Here is a 22,940-nt window from a genome sequence, read left to right as displayed (position 1 = left end):
GTTACCGTCGCGGCCGCATTACCGATCACGATCTGGTTGATCCGGGTGGTCTGCGCGCCGAAGCCGATCGCCATCGAGTTGCTGAACATCGCCTGTGCTAGCGGACCCATCGCGAGCGAAGAGGAGGCGCTTGCCACCGACAGGCGGCCAATGGCGATCGAGCCCGATCCGCTTGCTTGCGAATCCCGGCCCAGCGCAAAAGAGGTTGTGCCACTCGCCACGGCCCGCGTGCCGATGGCGACGGCATGGATCTCCGTCGCCGTCGCATCCGCCCCGATCGCCACCGCATGGCCGGCCGTCGCCTGCGCGCCCAGCGTATCACCGTCATTGCCATCGACACCGATCGCCACGGAGGAATTACCCGTCGCATCGGCATCCGAACCGAGCGCCAGCGCATTGATGCCCGAAGCGACCGTCCCGCGGCCTACAGCCATCGCACGCACATTGGTCGCCTGCGCGCCATTGCCGATCGCTGTCGCGTTGCCGCCAGAAGCACCCGCACCCCGGCCCAGGGCCGTCGTAAAGACGCCGCTCGCTTCGGTATCAGAACCCAGCGCAACCGCGCCTTCAGCCGTGGCCTGCGCACCGTCCGTATCCGCATCGAAACCATCGCCGCCAATGGCGATGGCGCCGGCGGCAGTCGCATCGGTGCTGGAACCGAGGGCAATCGACTGGGCTCCTGACGCAGCAGCCGAGGATCCTTGCGCGATCGCATCCGTCGCTGATGCATTGGCAGAGAGACCGATAGCGATGCTGGAAGTGCTGCTTGCTCTTGATGCCCCTCCCAAGGCAAGTGCTCCACCGCCTGTCGCTTGGGCATCGGAGCCAAAGGCAGTGTCGAAAAGGATCGTCGCTGCCGCGCCATCGCCGATCGCTGTAGTGCCAATCTCAAGAGCAAAAGCGTCCTGACCAATTGCAATGGCCCCTTCACCGCCAGCTTGCGCGCCGCTGTTCCCCGAATCCGAGCCATCGCCTCCAATTGCGATGGAGCCTGCTGCGGTCGCGCCGCTCTGACCGCCAATGGAAATGGCAGAAAGGGCGTCGGCATTCGCGTCTGCACCGAACGCTATTGCCCCGATACCGCCGACATCTGTGTTCTCGCCAATAGCTATCGAGTCGGTAAAATCAGCGACTGCGAGAACGCCTATTGCGGTTGACTGCGCGCCTGTTGCCTGGGCGCTGCTACCCACTGCTGTACCGCGGCTTGCACTCGCTTGCGCAGAGACGCCGATCGCGGTGGCGTTATCACTTATCCCCCGCGCTTCGGTTCCGATTGCGAGAGCATTGGTGTCTGTTGCTTGAGCGCCTTCGCCGATTGCAACAGTGTTGAGTCCGCTGGCGGTGGCATCAGAGCCGATCGCGGTCGAAAAAGCGCCTGTCGCCTGTGCGCCCAGCGAATTTCCGTCATTGCTGTTGCCGCCAATAGCCAGGCTGCCCGCGCCCGTCGCATCGCTTCCGGCGCCAATCGCAACGTTCCCAGAGGCGTTGGCATTGGCATTGGCGCCAATTGCCGTTGCACCGTTGCCACCGACATCGGTGTTATAGCCAAGCAGGGTTGTATCGTCGAAGTCGGCATTTGCTAGATCGCCCACTGCAGTCGATCGTGCGCCAACGGCTCGTGCATCAGCACCGACCGCAGTGGTATCGGCGGCGGTGGCATCGGCGCTGTTGCCTATGGCAGTCGCATCGGTCCCGCTGGCAATTGCCGAGGCTCCGATTGCAGTGCTCGATGCGCCGGTGGCCTGGGCGCCAACGCCGCAGGCGAGTTCCGCATCACCGGTGTCGGACAGCGTGCCAGGCCCGACCGTATCGATACCGGAATCAGCGTCGCCATCTTCATTGGTGTCGAGCAGGCACGCTTCGGCTCTTGCTTCTTCAGCTGGCAGCAGGATTGCAGCGGCCAGGCCCAATGTCAGTGCGGTTGTGGTGCGATAAATCCGTCTCATGATCGTTTCTCTTCCTTTATGTGATCTGGCGTCCGCCCTCTTGAATCCTGGCACACTCGGTCGCAGAAATTCGCGCTCTTCCCATCTGACCATGCGATGAGGTTCAGCTCGACTGGCGCGATCGACAAGCGATCGAAATTCTTGTCCGTCGGCGTAAAAAGCCCATCCCTGAGGCAGGTTCGGGCGTAGGAGTTTTCTGAGTTTTTCCGAAGGCGCAACGAGTGCAACCTTGGGCGGCTATCAATCGGAAGATCGTAGCCCGGGCCATCTGGAGCCATTGCACACTGATTTGGTGGAGCCACTCCGAAAAGAGCCCTCTTTACCCAAAAGATCAGCAAACGAATCTGCATCGGATGACGCGATCTCTTTCCAACCTTAGACGGTGCTCAAAACTGTATTTTGGGGCGTCCCGTTGCGACACGAAAAGCCCTCAGCGTCGAAGCAATTGGGCTCTTGTGGGATCAGATCTAACCGGATGTCATACCTGATATGTGGTATGTAGACGAATTAGCCCTTCACAGACCTGATAAGTCGATCCGAAAAAATGTCTGGCCTTTCATACGGAAGAAAATAGCCAGCGTCGTCAAACGTTTCTGTGGAAAAAAGCTCGCTCTGTGCAGCAAAGGCCTTCGCCTTTTGCGCACTGACTGAACGGTCATAAACCCCTTTGATATGATGCACCGGGCATTGTATTCTTTTCATACCGGCCCGATAATCAAACCACGCACGCCGCAATTCACGAACAAACTGGACCGGACCGCCCGACATCGTCAAGAGGCAGGCGTTGCGGATAATTGGGGCAATTTCCGGGTCTTTGATAGCTCTTTGAGCGGCAGGCACTTTGCCCCAACCATATTGGAGAAACCAGTCTGGGCCTTTCTGGTAGATGTGACGCGCGCCCGCTGCAGCAATCAATTCAGCAGCTCGCGGCGCCGTACGCGCAAGATTGAACATAATCCGTTGATTGAATGTCAGGTTTGCGAGTTGTTCGGCATCGAAGGGCAACAGCATGCCAGTGATAAGCAACCGGCTAAACAAGTCGGGCCTCCTCGCCGCAACCGCGAGAAGCATGGGAGACCCGCTGCCTAAGGCGATACCCGTCACTTGCGACAGTTCAAGCCGATCCATGAACCACTCGATCGCATCACAATGCTCAGCGAAAGGTTCAACGCTGCGATCGCTCTGGGATCTTCCAAAGCCTGGGCGCGAAATGGCGTATAATTTGATCCGGGCTTCACGAATGTCTCGTTCTATGCGCTCGCCGAGGATATAGCCGAGAGTGTTGCCATGGATTAACACTGCAGGCTGGCCGCGGCTTGAGCCCGTCCAACTGTAAGCCAACCGGTTTCCGTTCGGCATGATCAGTATTTGCTCATGCCCCCAAGGGTCCCGCCACCTGTCATTTTCGGAACGTTCGCCGTGCGAGGCGCGCGCAGAGAGCAGCCCCAGAAGCCGTATGAGCTCAACCTGAGAGTTCGTACCGGTCTTATCGAGTATCTCCCGCACTTGTGTCCGAACGGTTTGAATGCTGGTCTCGCGACGATCCGCGATCCGTCCGCTGTCACAAGTCTCGTGGAGCAGCTTTGCCACTTCCCGTTCCGCTTGGGTTAGCCCAAAAGCCTGCTCCAAAACCGTATCGATTTCACTTGCCCATCCGGTTTCGAGCGATCGAACCACGATATACGAGGCGTGGCCCTCAATTGGCTCCAAGACATAGGCCTCGGCCAGTCCGCGCTCCCCCTGAGGATCGATTGTCCAGATTATGGCGTGACGCCTGTTCCCGTGGTTACTTGCGCTGCGCTGGACGGCTTTGAAATCGTCAATTGACGTCGGATCGATCCACTCCAGAGAGTTGTGTTTTCCCTGTGTAGCCGCAAACTCTATTCCTGCAGCGGCGTTTGCTGCCGCGACAATACATCGAGGTGTTAGAACGATCGCAGCGGAAGCGACGGCACTCACAGCCTCGTCCAGCGCGTCTTCGCGGGGTGCTGTGTGCAACTTGGCAATTACTTCGCGCGCGCGGTGCAGATGTTTACTTACGACTCCGCCGGGATCGATCTGTGTTGCGTCTGGCTTCCGACTCTCGGCGATCGAGAGTTTCTTCTCCCATGCGGCCAGCAAATCGTGGAAAGCGCCTTCGTCGCTCGCGAGGCGATAGCTGTTTGCCACAATCTCAAGATCGACTGCCAGCTCTGAAGGGTCTGTCCCTGACTGGTCTTCGGTTTCTTCCACAATCTCGGTCTATGCAATGCTCGTACGTTGGTAAGACGCTTCAAACTCTGCTCAGCTTGACACGTTGTGCTTTAGGTGACGCAAGAGCGTGGCCTTAGGACTCGACAAGGAGACTAAGACCAAGCCCTCTTGCAAACCTTCTTCTGCGCTGGTCTTCGTGGCGTAACGGCAAGCCATACGCCCCCTGGTTTCAGAATGGCTCCATTGAACCCTGGCAAGACACTCATCGTCACCTTCCGTATAAAATGGGACGAGCACCATGATTATAGCTTTGATGCCCAATGTTCGTACACCGCGTCATCAATCGGACGCTCAAACTGACAAGCAACTTGAAAGCCGGCTACTCGTACAACATTTGACCGTAATGGTTGCAGATTGCCCAAGTAAATCGAAATACTCTCGCCAATCCGGACTGAAGCCGACGTGTCGATCAAGCAGCCGGTCTTCGAAATATCCACAAGATCTGCTCGCGATCGCGGCAGTCCGCGCCGTCGATAATCGATACGAATACCAGCTTTCTTACGTTCCGCTCTCTCTTCCATAGGTCCGTCTCACCCATGCGCCGACATTCTGACTTTTCCTCCGCATTCTAATCTCCCCGCTTCCCCCGATTTTTGAGGCCGACGCTCAAGTCCGGGGGGGCTGAACGTCGGCCTCTGCGACCCGGAAATGCCGGGAGCAAACCAAAAACACTCATAGTGGCGACTATGTTTGGCCGAAATCACCCGGTCATACCTCATCTTTGGTATGGCGCGATTTTCCCCATCGGATCAGCGGGTTTCCCGATCTACGGGCAGGAACGACAATTCGGTTGCGTGACGATCGAAACGGGCGTTGATGATAGTTCGGCTAGCTGGGAATCTCTGGCCTATCGTTTGGTCCGAGATTTCAGAGATAGTCTCTGATTGGGAAGCTATGCTGCCCGAGATCAGTGTGGCACATTTGATCGACCGGCCGGCTGCGGACGATCAGATCACAGACGGCATCGCTCCAGCCTTCGACGGCATCAAGAAAGAGCTTACCCAGATCAGCGAAATGGCCCGCCCATCTTCGGGCAATTCTAGCCGCCGGCCGATCGGAGCGTTTCGGAGCCGAGAACAAACTGACGGCTAAGCTTTCGGGCAAGATGATAGGCGCGATCGTCGTAGAAAAGCTCGCTCAATTGAACTGGAAGACATCGTCGGTGAACGACACTCTCGCCTCGACGACTGGCGATTCAAAAATCGATGAGACTGTTATGGCTGTCAAATCCCGGTGTGTCCGCCAGCTGCTCCCCGCTACGAGATTGACTCTGGAAAATGGTGCAGGCTAGTTTTCCGAAGAGCAGGGGGATTTCGGGGTTAAGCAGCGGATATGAGGGCATTGCCCGCATCAATGAAGAAAGGGCCGCAGGCCCTTTCGCCGGGTTAGTGTGAAGCTGCTCTTCACGCAACGTAAGCTCAATGGTTTCGGCGGCACTGAAACCATCACACTGGAATTGGCGAGAGGATTGAAGGCGGCAGGCCATGATGTCGCAGTCTATTGCCCCCGGCCGGGCAAGCTCGTTGGCATTCTTTCGGCGAATGGTATCGCATGCCATGCCGATATCGAAGATGTGCATTGGCGGCCAGATGTCATTCATGCACACCATCATCTTCCGGCCATGACCGCTTTGGCCCGCTATCCGGATACGCCTGCAATATATGTATGCAACGGGACAAGGCCTTGGGTCGAACGACCGCCTCGGCATCACAATATCAAACAGTATGTCGCCATTTCGGGAAAGATGGCGACCTACCTGGCCACCCATTATAGCTTGGCGAAGAATCGGATTTCGATCATACCCAATTTTGTCGATACGCAACGGTTTTCGCGTGCCCGAAAACCGATCTCCAAACCTCTACGGCGCGCGGTGCTGTTCGGACAGAATGGATTTTCGCCCGATGAGCAGACCAGTCTCGAGCACGCCTGTCATGCGCATGGTATCTCGCTCGACAAGATTGGCGGCGCCTATGGCAATCCGAACCCCAATCCGGAGCTTGACCTGCCGGATTATGACATCGCTTTTGCCATCGGGCGCTGCGCGATCGAAGCCATGGCGAGCGGATGCGCGACGATCCCGATCGTGCCCGCTCTCGCTGGCGAACTCGTAACGACCACCAATTTTGAGGACTGGGCGAACTGCAATTTCAGCCCGCGCTATTTCACCACGTCGGAACAAGTGAGCGCCGACTGGCTGGCGCGTCAGCTTGACGCCTATCACCCCGAGGATATCGGACGGGTGACTGCCGATGTGCGCGCGCGTTTCTCCATCGATCGGGCCATCGACGATCTGCAATCGCTCTACAGATTTGCGATGAACGCTCCGGTGCGCAGGGCCGGCAAAAGATCGGTCGCGCGCTATCTCGAGATGCTAGCCCGCGAGGCTGACGAACAATGGGAAAGCGTTGCCCTTCACGAGATGAAGGAACGGCGGCAAGAGCGCCGGATCGAACAGCTGGAGCGCGCACTCGAAAAATCATTGATGCGGAATCGGACACTGGTCGATTATCTCGCAACGGTCGCCGACCTCCCGCTCGACAACGAAGCTGCGGATTGGAAAAACGCGATCGCGCTATCCGGCTTGTTCGACCCCGACTGGTATATGGCGCAGAACCCGGATGTCGGTAAGCAGGACCTTGATCCGCTCGACCATTATCTGGCCCATGGTGCGCGGGGTGGTCTCGAACCGGCTGCCGGCTTCGATAGCGAACGCTTCTACGCCGTCCATCCGAAACTGCGCGATCTCGATATTACGCCGCTCGAATATCTGGTCCGGCTTGCAGCTGTGTTCGATCCGGCCGAGGCGCCTCACGCGGAGTTAACCGACGATGGGGCATGAAGCCGTTCTGAACCCGCATATCGACGCCATTCCGGTGGGCGAGGCGGAGCGCGAGCTTTTCCATCGCCTGCGTGCGAATGCGCACAAGATGAACAACCGGCAGTGCGTAGCATTGGCGAAACTGGCAGTGGAGGATGAGGCGACGGTCGTCGATTGGCGGCGCGGCGATTCCATTCTTTCGCGCCGCATGCCGGTCGGCACGCCGATCGCGACATTCATGGATCGGGAAGGGCGGGACAGCGACTATTATGATGGCGCCGTCGGCATCGGCGCGCCGGGAAACATGACCAGCCATGCCGCGGTGCTCATCGGTTATGTCTCGGGCGCTCTTGGCGTGCCGGACGGCATTTTGGTGCTCGATCAGCATGCCTTGCTGCCCGGCATGCGCCGCATGGTCTATCCGATCGACGACACGCTCTTCGGCACAGCCAGCGCCAATAACTATTATGCGATCAACGGTCTGGACGATCGCCCGCTTGGCGGATTGGCCAACCCTTACTGGAAACTGCAACAGCTCAATACGATCCCGGTCGTGAAGGAAAGCGCGTCGCTGACGACCACGTCCCTGCTGGAAATCGATCTTACGGCCGGGAACCAATCCAAGCTCGAGCTTGTTGGCAACCCATGATTCCGTAGGGCCTGTTAGCCCGCGCGCCCCAGTTCTATTTCGCGCTCCAATAGATATCGACGGGCACTTCGACTTCGGCGAGTATGCGGCCGATGGGGACGTTGGAGAGCGGACCGTCTTCGATCGCCTTTTCGAGCACTTCTTTCTTCTTCGCACCGGCGAGCGTGACGATCATTGTGTGGGCGCTGAGCAAAGCACTGCGGGTGAGGGTTACGCGGTCGAACGGGGCGCTGGGCGGCGCGGGATCGGGCGATACGCCGACGGCGCGGCGGCTTTTCGGCGCGTTGATCGCATCGTCCATCTGGTTGGGGAAGATCGAGGCGGTCGAACCGTCCTCGCCCATGCCGAGCCAGACCAGATCCACGGGCCAGCTGAATCCGGCGACCCGGGCGTCGGCGCTCTGGCCGGCCTCCTTGGTGCTCCAATTCTGCGCATGATCGATCAGCGGCTCGACGGTCGCGCCGACCGCGCCCAGAATCCGCTTGAGCATCTCGTAATTGCTGTGTGCGTCGCCTTCCGGCACGATCCGCTCATTGGTCGGGAAGACGCGCACCTTGGACCAGTCGAAATCGCGCTTGGCGAGCGTTTCGAGAATCGGCACGGGCGTCCGGCCGCCAGGCAGGGCGAGCTCCGCCTTGCCGTTTGTTTCGATCGCCTTTTCGATGATGAATCCGATATCGCCGGCGACTTCGCCCGCCAGCGTGTCATTGTCTTCGAATTCCCACCATTCCACTTCGATCATCGATCGGCTCCGCTGCCTGTATTCTGTCCCGCCCCTATAGCCGCTATGGCGGCGAAGGCCAGAGCGGTCGGGATTTGCACCGCGGCGGCGTTTCAACGATAGTCTGCAGCGGAACGAGGGGCCGCGAGTCGCGCCTGCGTTCGCCATTGGGAAACTTGGGAGGGTTTTGATGAAAAGACAGTCGATTTTGCGTTGGAGCACCGTGGCGGTCGCCGCGATCGGGCTCGCCGCTTGCGGCGGCGGGGCAACCGAAGAAGAGCCGGCCGAAGAAGAACCGGAAGAAGTAGCCGAACCGCTCGCCGATCCGTGCCCTGACCGGGTACAGGATATGCGCGGCTCCGCCGATCCGTTTACCTGCTCCTGCTCGGCCGAGGCAGCCGAAGCCGGAACCGTCTGGGGCGCCGGGCCCTATTCGGACGATTCCGCAGTATGCCGCGCGGCGATGCATGCAGGCCTTGTCGGCGACGAACCGGCCAATGTGACGATCAACTTCATGGACGGCCGCGAATCCTACACGGCCTCCGAAGCCAATGGCGTCGAAACGCGCCGCTGGGGTAGTTGGGGCGGTAGCTTCGCATTCGAAGGCGGAACACTGGGCGAGCCCGAGGACGAAGTCGCTGCCGTCGAAGCCTGTCCGACCAATGCCCGCGGATTGCGCGGCGGCGAGGAAAGCCTGACCTGCAGCTGCTCTGCGGAAGCGACAGAAGCCGGGACGGTCTGGGGTACCGAAACCTATACCGACGATTCGGGCATCTGCCAGGCCGCCGTGCATGCCGGCGTGATCGACGCCGGTGGCGGCAATGTGACGATCAACCTCGTCGATGGCCTCGAAAGCTATAGCGGCTCGGAAGCCAATGGCGTGGAAACGCGCGACTATGGCGCGTGGTCCGGCAGCTTCGAATTCGAAGACGCCAGCTAGGCACAGCAATCGCCTTTTGGGGCTAATGGCGGGCGGCGGCTCAGAAGAGCCGCCGCCCGTCCTTGATCACGACACTCGCGGCGTTGCGCCCGGGCCGGCCGGTGACGCCGCCGCCCGGATGCGCGCCCGACCCGCACAGATAGAGGCCGGGCACCGGCATGCGATGATCGGCAATCCCGAGCATCGGGCGCATCGCCCAGAGCTGATCAAGTGACATCCGGCCATGGAAAATATCCCCGCCGATCAGGCCGAACCGGCGTTCGAGATCGAGTGGCGATAAAGCGAGCTGGCCCAATATGCTTGCGCGAAAGCCCGGCGCATGCGCTTCAACCGTATCGAGGATCGTATCGACCGCCGCATCCTTGTGCGTATCCCAATCGAGCGCGGGATCGAATTGCTGGCAGAACAGGCTCGCGACATGCTGACCTTCTGGCGCGAGGCTGTCGTCGAGCGTCGAGGGGATCAGCATTTCGACGATCGGTTCTTTGGACCAGCCTTTCGCGCGCGCGTCCTGAAAGGCCCGGTCCATATAGTCGAGGCTTGGCGCCATTATGATGCCGCTAGACAGGTGCGGTCCCGGTTCGGGCAGGCAGGCGAAGCGCGGCAGTTCGGATAGCGCGACATTCATCCGGAACGTGCCCGAGCCGGATACATGTTGTTCCATCCGCTTGCGCAGTGCTGGATCGAGCAAGCCGGGATCGAGCATCTCAAGCAGCAGCCGCTTGGGATGCACATTGCCGATAACCAGATCGGCCGCAATGCGCTCACCGGCCTGGGTTTCCACCCCATCGGCGCGGGCATTGCTGGCGAGCACTCTGGCGACCGGCGTATCCGTGCGAATGGTCACACCCGCTTCGCGACAGGCGGCCGCCATCGCTTGGGTAATCGCGCCCATCCCGCCGATCGCATGGCCCCATTGGCCGGGCTTGCCATTCACTTCGCCGAAGACATGGTGGAGCAGCACATAGGCCGAACCGGGCGTGTCGGGGCTGTGATAGGCCCCGACCACACTGTCGAACCCGAATGCGGCCTTTATCGCGTCGCTCTCGAAAAATCCGTCCAGAAACTCGCGCGCCGAGCGGGTGAACAGATCGATCGCGTCGCGCTGCGCTTCCAGCGGGAGCCTGAGCGCACTCCGCGCCTGACCCACGGCGCGGAACAGATCGTCGAGCCCGCCCCCGGCATTGGGTGGGACCATCTTGGTCAGATGGCGGAGCAGTCCGGCAGCCGCATCGAGACGCCGCGCATATTCGGGCAGCATCGCCGCATCGGCGCGCGAGAATTTGGCGACTTCCTCCGCGCTTCGGCCGCCGCCCATCAGGAGGTAGTTGTCCGCATCGAGCGGCAGGAAATTCGATACGGGCCGGTCGACAATGGTCAGGCCATGCTCGGCGAGCCGCATCGCGGCCGCGATATCAGGGTCAAGCAACCCGACCGTATAGCTTGCCGTCGAATTGCGGAAACCGGGATGGAATTCCTCGGTAACCGCCGCACCGCCAACGATGCTCCGCGCTTCGAGGATTTCGACCTGATAGCTCGCGCGGGCCAGATACCAGCCGCAGACCAGCCCATTATGCCCCGCCCCGATGATGATCGCCCGCCGTGCCGCCATGGGATGGTTGTGCGGCCACGCCCGAAAAAGTGCAATTGAAGGTTAAGCTTCTGTCTGTAATAAAAGTGCAATGAATCAGGTCAGCCAGCCTCTCGGCCAGACATCGGCCATGCCCAGCCTGCGCAGCTTCGCGAGCGAAGCCGTGGCGCTGGTCCGTGCCGTCCGCAAACGCGGCGTCGATCATGCGGTGGCGCAAGACTTTGCCGGCGATGGCCGGCCCGTGATCGTGCTGCCCGGTTTTCTCGCCTCCGACCAGTCGACGACGCGGTTACGCCGGACGCTGGAAGCGGCGGGCTATGCCGCGCATGGCTGGGGCCATGGCGTGAATCTGCGGCTCAGTGCACAACTGTTCGGCCGGATGAACGATGCGGTGCTGGGATTGGCGGACGTTACCGGTCAGCGCGTCGCGCTGGTCGGCTGGAGCCTGGGCGGCCTTTATGCGCGCGAACTTGCAAAGGTTTCGCCGCAGGCCGTGCGCCAGGTCATCACACTTGGCAGCCCCTTTTCCGGCGATCCGCGCCATAACCGCGTTTGGCGGCTCTACGAAATGATCGCCCGCCACCCGGTGGACAAGCCGCCGATCGATGTACGCCTGCACGAAAAGCCGCCGGTGCCGACGACCGCGCTCTGGTCCCGCCGCGACGGCGTGATTCCCGGAGACTGCGCGCGCGGCGCAGCCGGCGAAGCGGATCGTACGATCGAACTGGATTGCCGGCATATGGACTTCGCGTCCGACCGCCGCTCGCTCGCGGCCATTCTCCAAACATTGGCGCGCTAGACGCCGGTTGCGATTCGGAGCGCGCCGGGCGATGATGTACGCTGGCAATTCGGGTCGCAGCCATTTGTCTCGTTGTCTCGCGCTGTCGCGGGGCGCTCCAAGGGGTGTTTTCATGATCCGTATCACCATTCCATTTCTGCTCGCGCTGTTCGCGCTATTCTCGCTCCCCGTGACGAGCCCCGGCGAAGCGATGTATCAGCGGATCGACAACTGCCCGGGTTCGCTCGTCCAATATCGCGGCCGCACCGGCGCGATGACCTGCCATTGCGACGCGCGCGCCGCGTCTAGCGGGACGGTCTGGGGTACCGATATTTACACGGACGATTCGCGCGTCTGCCGCGCCGCGGTCCATGCCGGACGGATCAGCGAGCGCGGCGGGAATGTCCGCGTCGTCTTTCTCGGCGGGCAGAACCGCTTTGAGGGATCGCGGCGTAACGGGGTCAGAACGAGCGATTATGGCCGCTGGCCGGGCAGCTTCCGGTTCGCGAGCGGCAATTATGGCGGTCAGCCCGGAAGTGGATACCCGGGCGGCGACCGGGTCGAGGACTGCCCGTCCAATGCGACGCAATGGCGTGGTCGCCGCGACCGGCGCAGCTGTTATTGCGATGCCGGCGCCACGCGCAGTGGCAGCGTCTGGGGTACCGAAACCTATACCGACGATTCGCGGATATGCCGTGCGGCCCTGCATGCCGGCGTGATCGGCAATCGGGGCGGCGTCGTTACGCTGGAAACGCGCGGCGGCCGGTCATCCTATCGCGGCAGCCGCCGTAACGGCGTCCGCACGAGCGATTATGGCCGGTGGAGCGGCAGCTATGTGTTTGTCGGCGGCGGGAGTGGCGGCAGCGGCGGCTATGTGCCGCCCAACACGCCTTATCCGCCGCTACGCCCGCCTTCGGGTGGCGAGGTCAGCAATTGTCCGGGCTACGGCTTCGCCTTGCGCGCGGCGCCGGGCCGGGTGACATGCCGCTGCACGCGCACCGGCGTCAGCGCCGGCCAGGTGTTCGGCACCAACGTATATAGCGAACGCTCCGCCGTGTGCCGCGCGGCCCTGCATGCCGGGGCTGTGGGGCGCGATGGCGGCGTCGTCACGATCTTTCCCGGTGGCGGGCAAAGTTCGTTTCGCGGGTCCAGCCGCAACGGCGTTATGACGCTGAACGCCGGGCAGGCCGATTACAGCTTCCGCTTCGGGCGCTAGGCGGCGATTGAAGGCGCCGGGCGCTTTGCGATAGGGTTGGCCGCGAAAGGACGGACGTCGCCATTTCGAGACCGTTGCTCATTGCCGCCATGCTGCTGCTCGCGCTAGCGATTTTCGCGCCGCGCAGCCTATCGAACACGGTGCCGCTGGGCGCCGAAACCTGCCCGTTCGACGCGAGCGAACTGCGCGGGACGAGCGAGACGCTGGCCTGCCATTGCCCGGCCGAGGATACCAATGGCGGCGGCATCTGGGGCAGCGTGATCTATACCGACGATTCGCGGATCTGCCGCGCGGCCGTCCATGCCGGGGCGATCACGCGCAATGGCGGCATGGTGCGGCTTGAAATGCTGCCGGGCCGCAATCGCTACCGGGGCAGCGAGCGGCAGGGGCTCGTCTCGCGATCCTTCGGCGAATGGCCGGCCAGCTATCGCTTCCTCTGGTCGAACGAGCGCGACAATATTCGCGCGCTGCGCTGCCCCGATACGGCGCGCAATATCGCGATCGGCGAAGCGATCCGCTGCCGCTGCCTCGGCATCGACAGCCGCGACGGGACGGTCTGGGGCACGGGCGTCTATACGGACGGATCGCGTATCTGCCGGGCCGCGGCGCATAGCGGCGTGATCGGCGAGAGCGGCGGGATCGTCATCGTACGGCGCGAAGTCGGCCGGGCGCGATATCAAGGCTCGATGCGCTTCGGCATCGCCTCGCTCGATCATGGCGAATGGGGCGGCAGCTTCCGCGTGATCGCCGGCGAGGGCAATTTCTAGGGCTTGGCGTCCGGCAGAAAGGGTGCTGCGATATCGGGCGTGACGCGCGCCGGTCGCCCGGTCTCCCGGTCGATCATCGCCCAGGTCGTCTTCGCCTTGATCCGCAGTTTCCCGTCCGCGCCGGCAAATTCCATATAGCGGTTGAAGCGCGCGCCCTTCGGCCCCTCTTCGATCCAGGTTGTTCCAGTCACCTCATCGCCTTCGAGCGCCGGGCGCAGATAGTCGATCTCATGCCGGATAACGACCCAGATATAGGCGGCGATATGCGCCGGATCGGCGACCGCATTCCAGTGCGCGACGGCTAGGTCCTGGATCCACTGGACCCAGACCGCATTGTTCACATGGCCGAGCTCGTCAATATGCTCTGCGTGCGCGGTGACGGTGTGGGAGAAAGGCATTGGAACTCCTTAATCCCCTCTCCCTTCACGGGAGAGGGAAAGCTGGTGCGAAGCAGCAGCAGGGAGAGGGTGTAGAGCGAAGCGTAAATTTCGTACGCGCCGGCCGGCGAAGCCCTCTCCAACTGCGACTAGGCTCGTGCCTCGCCAAGTCTCGTTTCCTCTCCCGAGATGGGAGAGGAGGTTTTTTTTATTCCTCCACCCCGAGCTGCGTGATCATGAAGGCCTGGGCTTCGGCCTCGTCGCGCAGCGCCTGGAAGCGGCCGGACTGGCCGGCATGGCCCGCGCCCATATTGGTGCGCAGCACGGTGAGGTCGTCGTCGGTCCTGAGGTGCCGGAGCCGGGCCGTCCATTTCGCCGGTTCCCAATAGGTGACGCGCGGATCGTTAAGGCCCGCCGTCACCATGATCGGTGGATAGTCCTGCGCGCTGACATTGTCATAGGGCGAGTAGCCCTGGATCAGGCGGAAATCGTCGGCGCTCGTGATCGGATTGCCCCATTCGGGCCATTCGCCGGGCGTCAGCGGTAGAGTCGCGTCGAGCATCGTATTGAGCACATCGACGAACGGTACTTCGGCGACGACCGCGCCCCAGAGATCGGGATCGGTATTGACGACGACACCCATCAGCTCGCCGCCCGCCGAACCGCCCGAGGCTGCGATCCGGCCCGCGCTCGTATAACCCCGCGCGATGAGCCCGCGGGCTACATCCACGAAATCGTTGAAGGTGTTGGTCCGCCGGTCGAGCTTGCCATCGAGATACCATTGATAGCCGAGATCGTCGCCGCCGCGGATATGGGCGATGGCGAAGATGAAGCCGCGATTGGTGAGGCTCAGCTGCCGCGTCGAGAAGACGGGCGGCACGGCATAGCCATAGGCGCCATAGGCGTAGAGATGAACGGGCGTATCGGGCCCGATCTCGGTATCGCGGCGATAGACGAGGCTGACCGGCACCATCGTGCCGTCACGCGCCTCGATCTCGAGCCGCTCGGTCGTGTACTGACTGGCGTCATAGCCGGACGGGATCTGCTGCACTTTGAGCGTGGTCAGTTCCCCGCTCGTCACATCGTAGCTGTAATCGGTGTCCGGCGTGACCATCGATTCATAGTCAACGCGGATCGTATCGACATCAAATTCGGCAACTGGACCGAGGCCGGCGTCATAGCTTGCTTCGGGAAATTCGATACGGGTTGGCGGTGCAAAACTGTGCGGCCAGATATCGATCTGGTCGAGCCCGCGGTCCCGGCCTTCGAGCACGAAGAAATCCTGAAAGGCGGTCAGCCCGGTGATGTAGTAATCGTCGCTGCCGCCGATCGCTTCGCCCCATGTGCCCGGATCGTCGAGCGACGCGGTATAGACCGCAAAATTCACATGATCCTGGTTGGAGACGATGTAGAGCCGTTCTTCGGCATCCCCGCCCGGCCAATGCTCGACCGAATATTGCCGGTCGGTCACGCGCGGCGACACGAGGACGGGTTCGGCCGTGAGATCGTCGAGCGGCACCAAGCGCACTTCGTTGGTGACATTGTCGCCGGCGCTGATCGTGAGGAAACGGCGCGACTGGGTCTGATCGATCCCGAGCTGCATGCCTTCTTCGGTTTCGCGGTAGATTTCGCGATCGGCGCTTGGGTCCGTGCCGAGCGTGTGATGCATGGCGACCTTGCTGCGCCAATTATCGTCGACCGGGGTGTAGACGATGCTGGCCGAGTCCGCCGCCCAGATGACGCCGCCCAGCGTCCCGGGGATCTGGTCCGGCAGATCCTCACCAGTCGTCAGGTCGCGGAAGCGCAGCACATAGCGTTCCGATCCGTCGGTATCGGTCGAATAGGCGAGCAGGCGCGCGTCGGGGCTGATCGCGATCGTGCCGAGGCTGAACTGGTCATGCCCCTCTGCCAACGCATTTTCGTCGAGCAGCAGCTCATCCTCTCCGCCCGCGCGCGGACGGCGGTACCAGAGCCGATATTCTTGCCCCTCATTATAGGCATACCAATATTCGTAATCGCCATCGGGGATCGGCACGCTCGAATCATTTTCGGGCAGCCGGCCGCGCATCTCATCATAGAGCGTTTCGACCAGCTCGGCATGCGGCGCCATCACCGCCTGGAAATAGGCATTCTCTTCGTTGAGATATTCGAGCACATCTTCGTCGTCGATCTCCGGATAGCCCTGATCGCGCAGCCAGTGATACGGGTCTTCGACCGTTATACCGTGCATAGTGAAGCTGCGCGGGCGGCGATCGGCGACGGGCGGTTCGGGTAGGGCGGTTTCGGACACGGACAGGCTTTCTTCCTGGGCAATAGCGGGAGCGGAGACGGAAACGGCCAGCGCGAAGAGGCTGGCGGCGGCGAGCGACGGGCGTGACAGCATGGAATGACCTTTCAGGCAGTGGCGCCGGGAGGCGCCTGTGGCTATGATGCACGCTAGTAACGATCAAAAAGGCCAATTGCCATGTCTAGCTATGAAGACCGTCTTAAAGCCCTGCGCGAAGAGCTGGCGAGCCGCAAACTGACCGGCTTCGTCGTCCCGCTCACCGACGAGCATATGAGCGAATATGTGGGCGCCTATGCGCAGCGCCTCGCCTGGTTGACCGGTTTTCAGGGTTCTGCCGGCTCGGCGGTGGTCATGCCCGAAGAGGCCGCGATCTTCACCGACGGACGCTACACGATCCAGGTGCGCGAGCAGGTCGACGGCAAGCATTGGGAATATGTCGGTGTGCCGGGCACGAGCATCGCCGAATGGCTGGCCGAACATGCCGATAATGGCGCGCGGATCGGCTATGACCCGTGGCTGCATACACGCCAATGGGTGCAGTCGGCGGAAAAGGCGCTCGCCGACAAGGGCGCGGAACTTGTCGCGGTCGATACCAATCCGATCGATGCGATCTGGCCCGACAAGCCGATGCCGTCCGATGCCAAGCTGATCGTCCATGATGACAGCTATGCGGGCAAAAGCTCCGCCGAGAAGCGGCAGGACATGGCCGATGCGATGGCCGAAAAGGATGTCGACGCCGCCGTGCTGGCCGCGCTCGATTCGATCGCCTGGACGCTCAATGTCCGCGGCGCTGATGTTGATCACACGCCCGTCGCGCTCGCCTATGCGATTGTCCACAAGGATGCGACGGCCGATCTCTATGTCGAGCCCGACAAGATGGACGAGGATGTGCTGCGCCATCTCGGCAATGGCGTGCGCGTGCATGAGCGTAGCGCGTTCAAGGACGCGCTGACGGAGTTCAAGAACAAGAAGGTCATCGCCGATCCCGAACGCGCGGTCTCGGCAATCTTCCAGGCGCTCGACGATGGCGGGGCGACGATCGTGTCCGAACAGGAACCCGCCGTCCTGCCCAAGGCGATCAAGAACGCGGTCGAGCTGCAGGGGGCCCGGGAATCGCACCTGCGCGACGGGGCGGCGCTCGTCCGTTTCCTGCACTGGCTCTCGCTGGAAGCGCCCAAGGGCGGTGTCACCGAAATGTCCGCCGCTAAACGGTTGCAGGAGTTTCGCAGCGAGAGCGAGTTGCTGCGCGACCTCTCCTTCGACACGATTTCAGGCGCTGGCCCGCATGCCGCACTCCCGCATTATCGTGTAACGGAAGAGTCCAGCATTCCGCTCGAGATGGATCAGATCTATCTCGTCGATTCCGGCGGCCAATATCCGGACGGCACGACCGATGTGACGCGCACGGTGATCATCGGCACGCCGACGGCCGAAATGCGCGACCGGTTCACGCGCGTTCTCAAGGGCCATATCGCGCTCGCCACGGCCGTCTTCCCCAAGGGTACACGCGGCAGCCAGCTCGACAGTTTCGCGCGCCAATATCTGTGGCAGGCCGGCATCGATTATATGCACGGCACCGGCCATGGCGTCGGCAGCTTCCTCGGTGTGCATGAAGGGCCACAGCGGATCAGCGCCGCCAATTATCCGGGCAGCGGTTGGGACGAACCCTTGCATGCCGGGATGATCCTCTCCAACGAGCCCGGCTATTACAAGACCGACGACTATGGGATCCGGGTCGAAAATCTCGTCGCCATCGAAGAGCGCGAGATCGAGGGCGGCGAGGCGACCATGCTCGGCTTCGAAACACTGACCTTCGCGCCGATCGACCACAAGCTGATCGACGCCAGCCTCCTCACCCCGGCCGAAATCGACTGGGTCAACGGCTATCACGCCGATGTCGTCGCGAAGATCGGCCCGCAGCTCGACGATGCGACGGCGGCCTGGCTCGGCGAAGTCTGCGCGCCGCTCGACGGATGACGCGCTCAGAGCTCAACCGCAAGATGCTCTGGCCCGCGGTTATCGTCGCGAAAATATTGCTGATCGTGATCCTGCTAACGCTGATCTTCTAGCGCCGCGCGCTACTTTCTGTCAGCTTTATCCGCGTCTTGCTGCTCGCGCGCCTGCCCCTTGCGGCGGCGCAGATTCTTGCGCAGCTCCTCGGCCAATCGTTTCGCGCGTTCGTCCTTGTCCGCCATGCCGGAAAGGCTGGCGAAACTGGCGCGAAAAGCCAAGCCCGTTCTTGACATTCAGCCCCGTATCCGCGCATAGGCTCGCCCGCCTTCCGCACTTTGGTACGCTGCTGTAGCTCAGTGGTAGAGCGCACCCTTGGTAAGGGTGAGGTCGAGAGTTCAATTCTCTCCAGCAGCACCATTTTCAACGGTCTGAAACCGATATGGCGACAGTCTGCTGGATCGTGCCCGCCGTCGGCCTCGACGGCGCTTGTGTTTAATACTAGACCGCAATTCGAGTTTCCGCCCTGGAACCCGGATTCGCGGGTGTGGCCAGTGCAGGCTCTGCCTTCTGAACGCAAGCTTGGAGATCGCGAAATGAGTGCCACTGGCAAACAATTGTTCACCACATTGGAGAGTGATGGCACGCTCACAGTCGAAATCGAAGATGTGACCTTTCCCGATCCGACCGGCAATCAAGTGCTGGTGAAGATGGAGGCGGCGCCGATTAACCCGTCTGACCTCGCGATCCTGACCGGTGCGGCCGATCTTGAGAATGCCGATTATTCGCCGGGCAAATATGTCGCCACCATGCCCGAACCGTTCAACACTGGTTCGAAAGCGCGTCATGGGCAGAAGCTGCCGGCCGGCAACGAAGGTGCGGGTACGGTTGTCGCGACCGGCGATAGCGACATGGCCAAGGCGCTTGACGGCCAGCGCGTCGCCTGTGTGCCGGGTAACGCCTATAGCCAGTATTGCATTGCGGACGCGGCGATGTGCCTGCCACTCGGCGATCATTCCGCCGAAGACGGCGCATCGGCTTTCGTTAACCCGATGACTGCGCTGGGCTTTGTCGAGAACGCCAAGATGGATGGGCAGAATGCCATCGTCCACACCGCAGCCGCGTCGAACCTCGGCCAGATGCTGATCAAGATTTGCCAGGAGGACGGCCTCGAACTTGTCAATATCGTGCGCAAGGCCGAACATGTCGAGCTTCTCAAGGGCCTAGGCGCGACGCATGTCGTCAATTCCTCCGATGACGATTTCATGGACCAGCTCCGCAAAGCAATCGACGAGACTGACGCGTTTTACGGCTTCGATCCGATCGGCGGCGGCCAGGCGACCGACAATGTTTTCAAGGCCATGGAGCAGGTCGCGGTCGGCAAGATGACCGAATATTCGCGCTACGGATCGGACCAGGCGAAGCGCATGTTCATTTATGGGCGGCTCGACCTTGGTCCCACGATCCTCACGCCGAGCTATGGTTTCGGCTGGACGCTGTCCGGCTGGCTCCTGACACCGTTTCTGCAACAGGCGGGCATGGAAACTGTCATGCGCATGCGCCAACGCGTGCTCGACAGCCTGACCACTACTTTCGCGAGCAGCTACAAGAAGCGGGTCAATCTCGAAGAGATGCTGACCAAGGATGCCGTGACCGATTATCGCGCGATGAAGACGGGCGAGAAATATCTGGTAACGCCCTGGGGCTGATGCGTCCTCGAAGATTGGTGGCGCGGCCGTTGGCGCATGGCCGTTTCGACATCGCGTCGGGCGTGCCGGCCATCGTCGGTGACCTTGCGCCCGCGAAGATCGACCGGTTGACCTGATAGCGATCACCGCGCAAACGCCCTGAATGCGCTTCTTCTCCGACAATGCCGCTGCTGTCAGCCAGCCCGTGCTCGATGCTCTGGCGGCCGCGAACAGCGTCGATACCGCCTATGACGAGGATGCGCTGAGCCAGCGGCTCGGGGTCGCATTCTCGGAGATTTTCGAGACGGATGTGACGGCGCTCTGGGTCTCGACCGGCACGGCGGCCAATGCACTGGCGCTGGCGGCGCTCTGCCCGCCGCATGGGGCGATTATCTGCCATGAAGAAGCGCATATCCAGAATGACGAATGCGGTGCGCCGGAATTCTATACGCATGGCGCGAAGCTGCTGCTCGGCACGGGCGATGGCGCCAAGCTGAGGCTGCAGGAGGTTCAGCGGATCACGGCATCGATCCGCGACGATGTTCACCAGATGCAGCCGCATGTGCTCTCCATCACCCAGGCCAGCGAATATGGCATGATCTATTCGGCCGACGAAGTGGAAACTCTTGGCGATCTGTGCCAGTCGCGCGGCTGGGGCCTGCACATGGATGGCGCGCGCTTTGCCAATGCAATCGCCCATCTCGATTGCGCGCCCGCCGACATTACATGGCGCGCGGGCGTCGATATTCTCAGCTTCGGTTGCGTGAAAAATGGCGGCATGTCGGCCGAAGCGATGATCCTGTTCGGCGATGCGCGCGAGAAGGCTGCGGAGATTCACTATCGGCGCAAGCGCGGCGGGCATCTCCTATCCAAGGGGCGTTATCTTGCCGCTCAAATTCTCGCGATGTTGGAGAACGACCTCTGGCTCACCAATGCGCGGGCCGCAAATGCCGGCGCTAAGCTGATCGCGGAGGCGGCGCCCGATCGGCTCGTCTATCCGGTCGAGGCCAACGAAGTGTTCATCCGGCTGAGCGCGGATGAGGCGGCGTCGCTGCGCGCCAAAGGGTTCGATTTTTACGACTGGGGTGTCGGCGAGGCGCGGCTGGTGATGAGTTGGGACCAGCGCGAAGAACAGATTCGCCCGCTTGCCGAAGCGATCGCCGAGCTATGAACCAGCCGCCCGGCGCGGTGGCCGATGTCAATGTCTGGACGCCTCGGATCATCCTTTCCTTCCTTGCGCTATCGCTGATCTGGGGATCGACGTGGATTGTGATCAAGGACCAGCTTGGCGTAGTTCCGCCCGTCTGGTCGATCAGTTACCGCTTCATCGCGGCCACGCTGGCCATGTTCGCGCTCGCGGCGTTGCGCGGGCAGCCGCTGCTGTTGAACAGGGGCGGGCACGTCTGGGCGCTGGTGCTGGGGCTGACGCAGTTCGTATTCAACTTCAACTTCGTCTATCGGGCCGAGCTGTACATTACCTCCGGCCTCGTTGCGGTTATGTTTGCGCTGTTGATGGTGCCCAATGCCATATTGGCGCGGATATTCCTCAAGCAGAGAATCACGGGCGCTTTCGTGATCGGTTCGATCGTTGCTGGTGCGGGGGTCGCGCTGCTCTTCGTTCAGGAGTATCGCCAGGCCGATATCGGGCTCGCCGCCGTTCTGATCGGCGTCGCGTTGACGTGCGGCGGCATATTGAGTGCGTCGAGCGCCAACATCATCCAAGCGACCGAAGGCGCAAAACGCTATCCGATCCTCACCTTGCTCGGTTGGGCGATGCTCTGGGGTACGCTGTTCAATCTAACTACGGCGATTCTGACCGCTGGCCCGCCCGTTGTCGAGGCGCGCGCAACCTATTTTGTTGGACTGATCTATCTGGGCGTCATCGGTTCGACGGCGACCTTTCCGGTCTATTTTGGGCTCGTGCGTGAGATCGGCGCTGGGCGGGCAGCCTATACCGGGTTGCTGATTCCGATCGTAGCCATGGTATTCTCGACGATTTTCGAGGGATATCGTTGGTCCTTGTTGGCGATTGGTGGCGCGGCGCTGGGATTGATCGGGCTCGCCATCGCGATGGCGGCGCGGCGGCCAAAAGTACCGCGCGTTCCAGGCTAGGCGAAGTTGGCGAAGATGGCGCGCAAGCCGGCTTTATAGTCGCGATAGGCCGGTTCCCAGCCCAGCGCCCGCTTCGCCTTGCCGTTCGCTACCCGCCGGTTTTCCGAATAGAAGCCGCGCGCCATGTCGCTGAGCCCGGCCTCGTCCATGGTCTGAAGTGGTGGCGGGTCGACGCCGAGCAACTGGCAGCCATAGGAAACGACATCGTTATGCGGCGCCGGGCGGTCGTCGGATAGGTTGTAGACGCCGGCTGGACCGTCGATCCCGGCGATCACGCCCGCGACGATATCGTCGGCATGAACGCGGCTGAACACCTGGCCGGGAAGATCGATCCGGTGCGCCTTGCCCTGCCGGATTCGGTCGAGGATCGAGCGGCCGGGGCCGTAAATGCCGGGCAGGCGGAACACGCGCACATCGTCGCGCAGCGCCTGCCAGGCGGCATCCGCCTCGGCGCGTGCCTTGCGCCGCCCGCCACCGATTGGTGCGGTCTCATCGACCCAGGCGCCGCCGGTATCGCCATAGACGCCGGTCGAGGAGAGATAGCCGATCCATTGGGCGGGCGCGTCCTTCAGCGCGTCACCATAGCTGTCGAGCACCGGATCGCTACCGCCCGCAGGCGGTACTGACGACAGGATATGAGTCGCTTCGCCGAGCGCGGCTGTCACGCCGTCCCCGTCTTCGAAGGCGATCACGCCGGAAGCAGTTTCGCGCCGCGTCGCGGATATCGTCCAGCCATCGCGGCGCAACCGCTCAGCGAGCAGTCCGGCCGTATAGCCGAGGCCGAAGATCAGCATATGAGGCATGGTTACCGTCTCCCTGCCCCCGCGCATCGTTGCGATTGTGCCGC

20 protein-coding genes, 1 tRNA gene and 1 pseudogene are annotated in these 22,940 nt (G+C 61.8%); 13 read left to right on the top strand and 9 right to left on the bottom strand.

Features of this window, described 5'->3' with window-relative positions:
• The 3 genes and pseudogenes from Q0974_RS16255 to Q0974_RS16300 form a co-directional block, all read right to left on the bottom strand.
• A pseudogene (locus Q0974_RS16255) lies at window positions 1-1,946 on the bottom strand (hypothetical protein); the annotation flags it as partial.
• 507 nt (window positions 1,947-2,453) lie between these two features.
• The gene (locus tag Q0974_RS16250; RefSeq protein WP_299329726.1) at window positions 2,454-4,178 is read right to left on the bottom strand and encodes an alpha/beta fold hydrolase; all 1,725 of its coding nucleotides are present in this window, start codon (window positions 4,176-4,178) and stop codon (window positions 2,454-2,456) included.
• Between the two features lie 263 nt (window positions 4,179-4,441).
• Entirely contained in the window at window positions 4,442-4,720 is a 279-nt protein-coding gene (locus tag Q0974_RS16300) for a PilZ domain-containing protein (protein ID WP_366943611.1), read from the bottom strand.
• 373 nt (window positions 4,721-5,093) lie between these two features.
• Here Q0974_RS16300 and Q0974_RS16245 point away from each other — a divergent pair, with 373 nt between their 5' ends.
• A complete protein-coding gene (locus Q0974_RS16245; protein ID WP_299329724.1) occupies window positions 5,094-5,291 on the top strand; it encodes a hypothetical protein in 198 nt (65 codons plus the stop codon).
• Window positions 5,236-5,490 (top strand): hypothetical protein, encoded by a 255-nt coding sequence (locus Q0974_RS16295; protein WP_366943612.1) that lies wholly within the window; start codon window positions 5,236-5,238, stop codon window positions 5,488-5,490. Before Q0974_RS16245 ends, Q0974_RS16295 begins: the two co-directional genes overlap by 56 nt.
• Here Q0974_RS16295 and Q0974_RS16240 read toward each other — a convergent pair.
• Window positions 5,395-5,799 (bottom strand): hypothetical protein, encoded by a 405-nt coding sequence (locus Q0974_RS16240; protein ID WP_299329722.1) that lies wholly within the window; start codon window positions 5,797-5,799, stop codon window positions 5,395-5,397. The two genes, Q0974_RS16295 and Q0974_RS16240, sit on opposite strands and share 96 nt — an antisense overlap.
• Window positions 5,800-5,820: 21 nt before the next feature.
• Between Q0974_RS16240 and Q0974_RS16235 the strand changes: the two genes are divergently transcribed.
• Window positions 5,821-7,038, top strand: coding sequence for a hypothetical protein (locus Q0974_RS16235; RefSeq protein WP_299329720.1), 1,218 nt, complete (start codon window positions 5,821-5,823; stop codon window positions 7,036-7,038).
• On the top strand, window positions 7,028-7,666 hold the full coding sequence (locus tag Q0974_RS16230) for a hypothetical protein (RefSeq protein WP_299329718.1): 639 nt from the start codon (window positions 7,028-7,030) through the stop codon (window positions 7,664-7,666). The genes Q0974_RS16235 and Q0974_RS16230 overlap by 11 nt, the downstream gene beginning before the upstream one ends.
• A 34-nt stretch (window positions 7,667-7,700) precedes the next feature.
• Here the strand turns inward: Q0974_RS16230 and pgl are convergent, their stop codons facing one another.
• Window positions 7,701-8,408, bottom strand: a complete 708-nt coding sequence (gene pgl / locus Q0974_RS16225) for a 6-phosphogluconolactonase (protein WP_299329716.1) — start codon at window positions 8,406-8,408, stop codon at window positions 7,701-7,703.
• Between the two features lie 169 nt (window positions 8,409-8,577).
• Here pgl and Q0974_RS16220 point away from each other — a divergent pair, with 169 nt between their 5' ends.
• Window positions 8,578-9,327 carry an LCCL domain-containing protein gene (locus tag Q0974_RS16220; protein WP_299329714.1) on the top strand — a complete coding sequence of 250 codons (750 nt, stop codon included), beginning with the start codon at window positions 8,578-8,580 and terminating at the stop codon, window positions 9,325-9,327.
• Window positions 9,328-9,367: 40 nt separating this feature from the next.
• On the opposite strand, the gene Q0974_RS16215 is transcribed toward Q0974_RS16220, so the two are convergent.
• On the bottom strand, window positions 9,368-10,939 hold the full coding sequence (locus Q0974_RS16215) for an NAD(P)/FAD-dependent oxidoreductase (protein ID WP_299329712.1): 1,572 nt from the start codon (window positions 10,937-10,939) through the stop codon (window positions 9,368-9,370).
• Window positions 10,940-11,009: 70 nt separating this feature from the next.
• Between Q0974_RS16215 and Q0974_RS16210 the strand changes: the two genes are divergently transcribed.
• The 3 genes from Q0974_RS16210 to Q0974_RS16200 all read left to right on the top strand — a co-directional run bounded on the left by Q0974_RS16210 (window position 11,010) and on the right by Q0974_RS16200 (window position 13,679).
• Window positions 11,010-11,717 (top strand): alpha/beta hydrolase, encoded by a 708-nt coding sequence (locus tag Q0974_RS16210; RefSeq protein ID WP_299329710.1) that lies wholly within the window; start codon window positions 11,010-11,012, stop codon window positions 11,715-11,717.
• 112 nt (window positions 11,718-11,829) lie between these two features.
• Complete coding sequence (locus Q0974_RS16205) at window positions 11,830-12,912, top strand: LCCL domain-containing protein (RefSeq protein WP_299329708.1); 1,083 nt, start codon at window positions 11,830-11,832, stop codon at window positions 12,910-12,912.
• A 74-nt stretch (window positions 12,913-12,986) separates the two neighbouring features.
• Entirely contained in the window at window positions 12,987-13,679 is a 693-nt protein-coding gene (locus tag Q0974_RS16200) for an LCCL domain-containing protein (protein WP_299329706.1), read from the top strand.
• Here Q0974_RS16200 and Q0974_RS16195 read toward each other — a convergent pair.
• Window positions 13,676-14,077: a thioesterase family protein gene (locus Q0974_RS16195; protein WP_299329704.1), complete on the bottom strand. Its 402-nt coding sequence runs from the start codon at window positions 14,075-14,077 to the stop codon at window positions 13,676-13,678. The genes Q0974_RS16200 and Q0974_RS16195 overlap by 4 nt on opposite strands.
• Before the next feature lie 187 nt (window positions 14,078-14,264).
• On the bottom strand, window positions 14,265-16,439 hold the full coding sequence (locus tag Q0974_RS16190) for a S9 family peptidase (RefSeq protein WP_299329702.1): 2,175 nt from the start codon (window positions 16,437-16,439) through the stop codon (window positions 14,265-14,267).
• 81 nt (window positions 16,440-16,520) lie between these two features.
• Between Q0974_RS16190 and Q0974_RS16185 the strand changes: the two genes are divergently transcribed.
• The 5 genes from Q0974_RS16185 (at window position 16,521) to Q0974_RS16165 (ending at window position 22,093) form a co-directional block, all read left to right on the top strand.
• On the top strand, window positions 16,521-18,320 hold the full coding sequence (locus Q0974_RS16185; protein WP_299329700.1) for an aminopeptidase P family protein: 1,800 nt from the start codon (window positions 16,521-16,523) through the stop codon (window positions 18,318-18,320).
• Window positions 18,321-18,638: 318 nt separating this feature from the next.
• Window positions 18,639-18,713, top strand: a tRNA-Thr gene (locus tag Q0974_RS16180).
• 176 nt (window positions 18,714-18,889) lie between these two features.
• Window positions 18,890-20,002: a zinc-binding dehydrogenase gene (locus Q0974_RS16175; RefSeq protein ID WP_299329698.1), complete on the top strand. Its 1,113-nt coding sequence runs from the start codon at window positions 18,890-18,892 to the stop codon at window positions 20,000-20,002.
• Between the two features lie 142 nt (window positions 20,003-20,144).
• Window positions 20,145-21,152, top strand: coding sequence for a low specificity L-threonine aldolase (locus tag Q0974_RS16170; protein WP_299329696.1), 1,008 nt, complete (start codon window positions 20,145-20,147; stop codon window positions 21,150-21,152).
• Window positions 21,149-22,093, top strand: a complete 945-nt coding sequence (locus tag Q0974_RS16165) for a DMT family transporter (RefSeq protein ID WP_299329694.1) — start codon at window positions 21,149-21,151, stop codon at window positions 22,091-22,093. The genes Q0974_RS16170 and Q0974_RS16165 overlap by 4 nt, the downstream gene beginning before the upstream one ends.
• Here Q0974_RS16165 and Q0974_RS16160 read toward each other — a convergent pair.
• Entirely contained in the window at window positions 22,090-22,896 is an 807-nt protein-coding gene (locus tag Q0974_RS16160) for an SDR family oxidoreductase (RefSeq protein ID WP_299329692.1), read from the bottom strand. The genes Q0974_RS16165 and Q0974_RS16160 overlap by 4 nt on opposite strands.
• Between the last annotated feature and the right edge of the window lie 44 nt (window positions 22,897-22,940).

The sequence above is a fragment of the Parasphingopyxis sp. genome (assembly GCF_028279465.1).
Taxonomy (GTDB): Bacteria; Pseudomonadota; Alphaproteobacteria; order Sphingomonadales; family Sphingomonadaceae; genus Parasphingopyxis.
The sequence above is the reverse complement of the archived record's forward strand: the minus strand, read 5'-3'. Positions and strand labels throughout refer to the sequence as shown.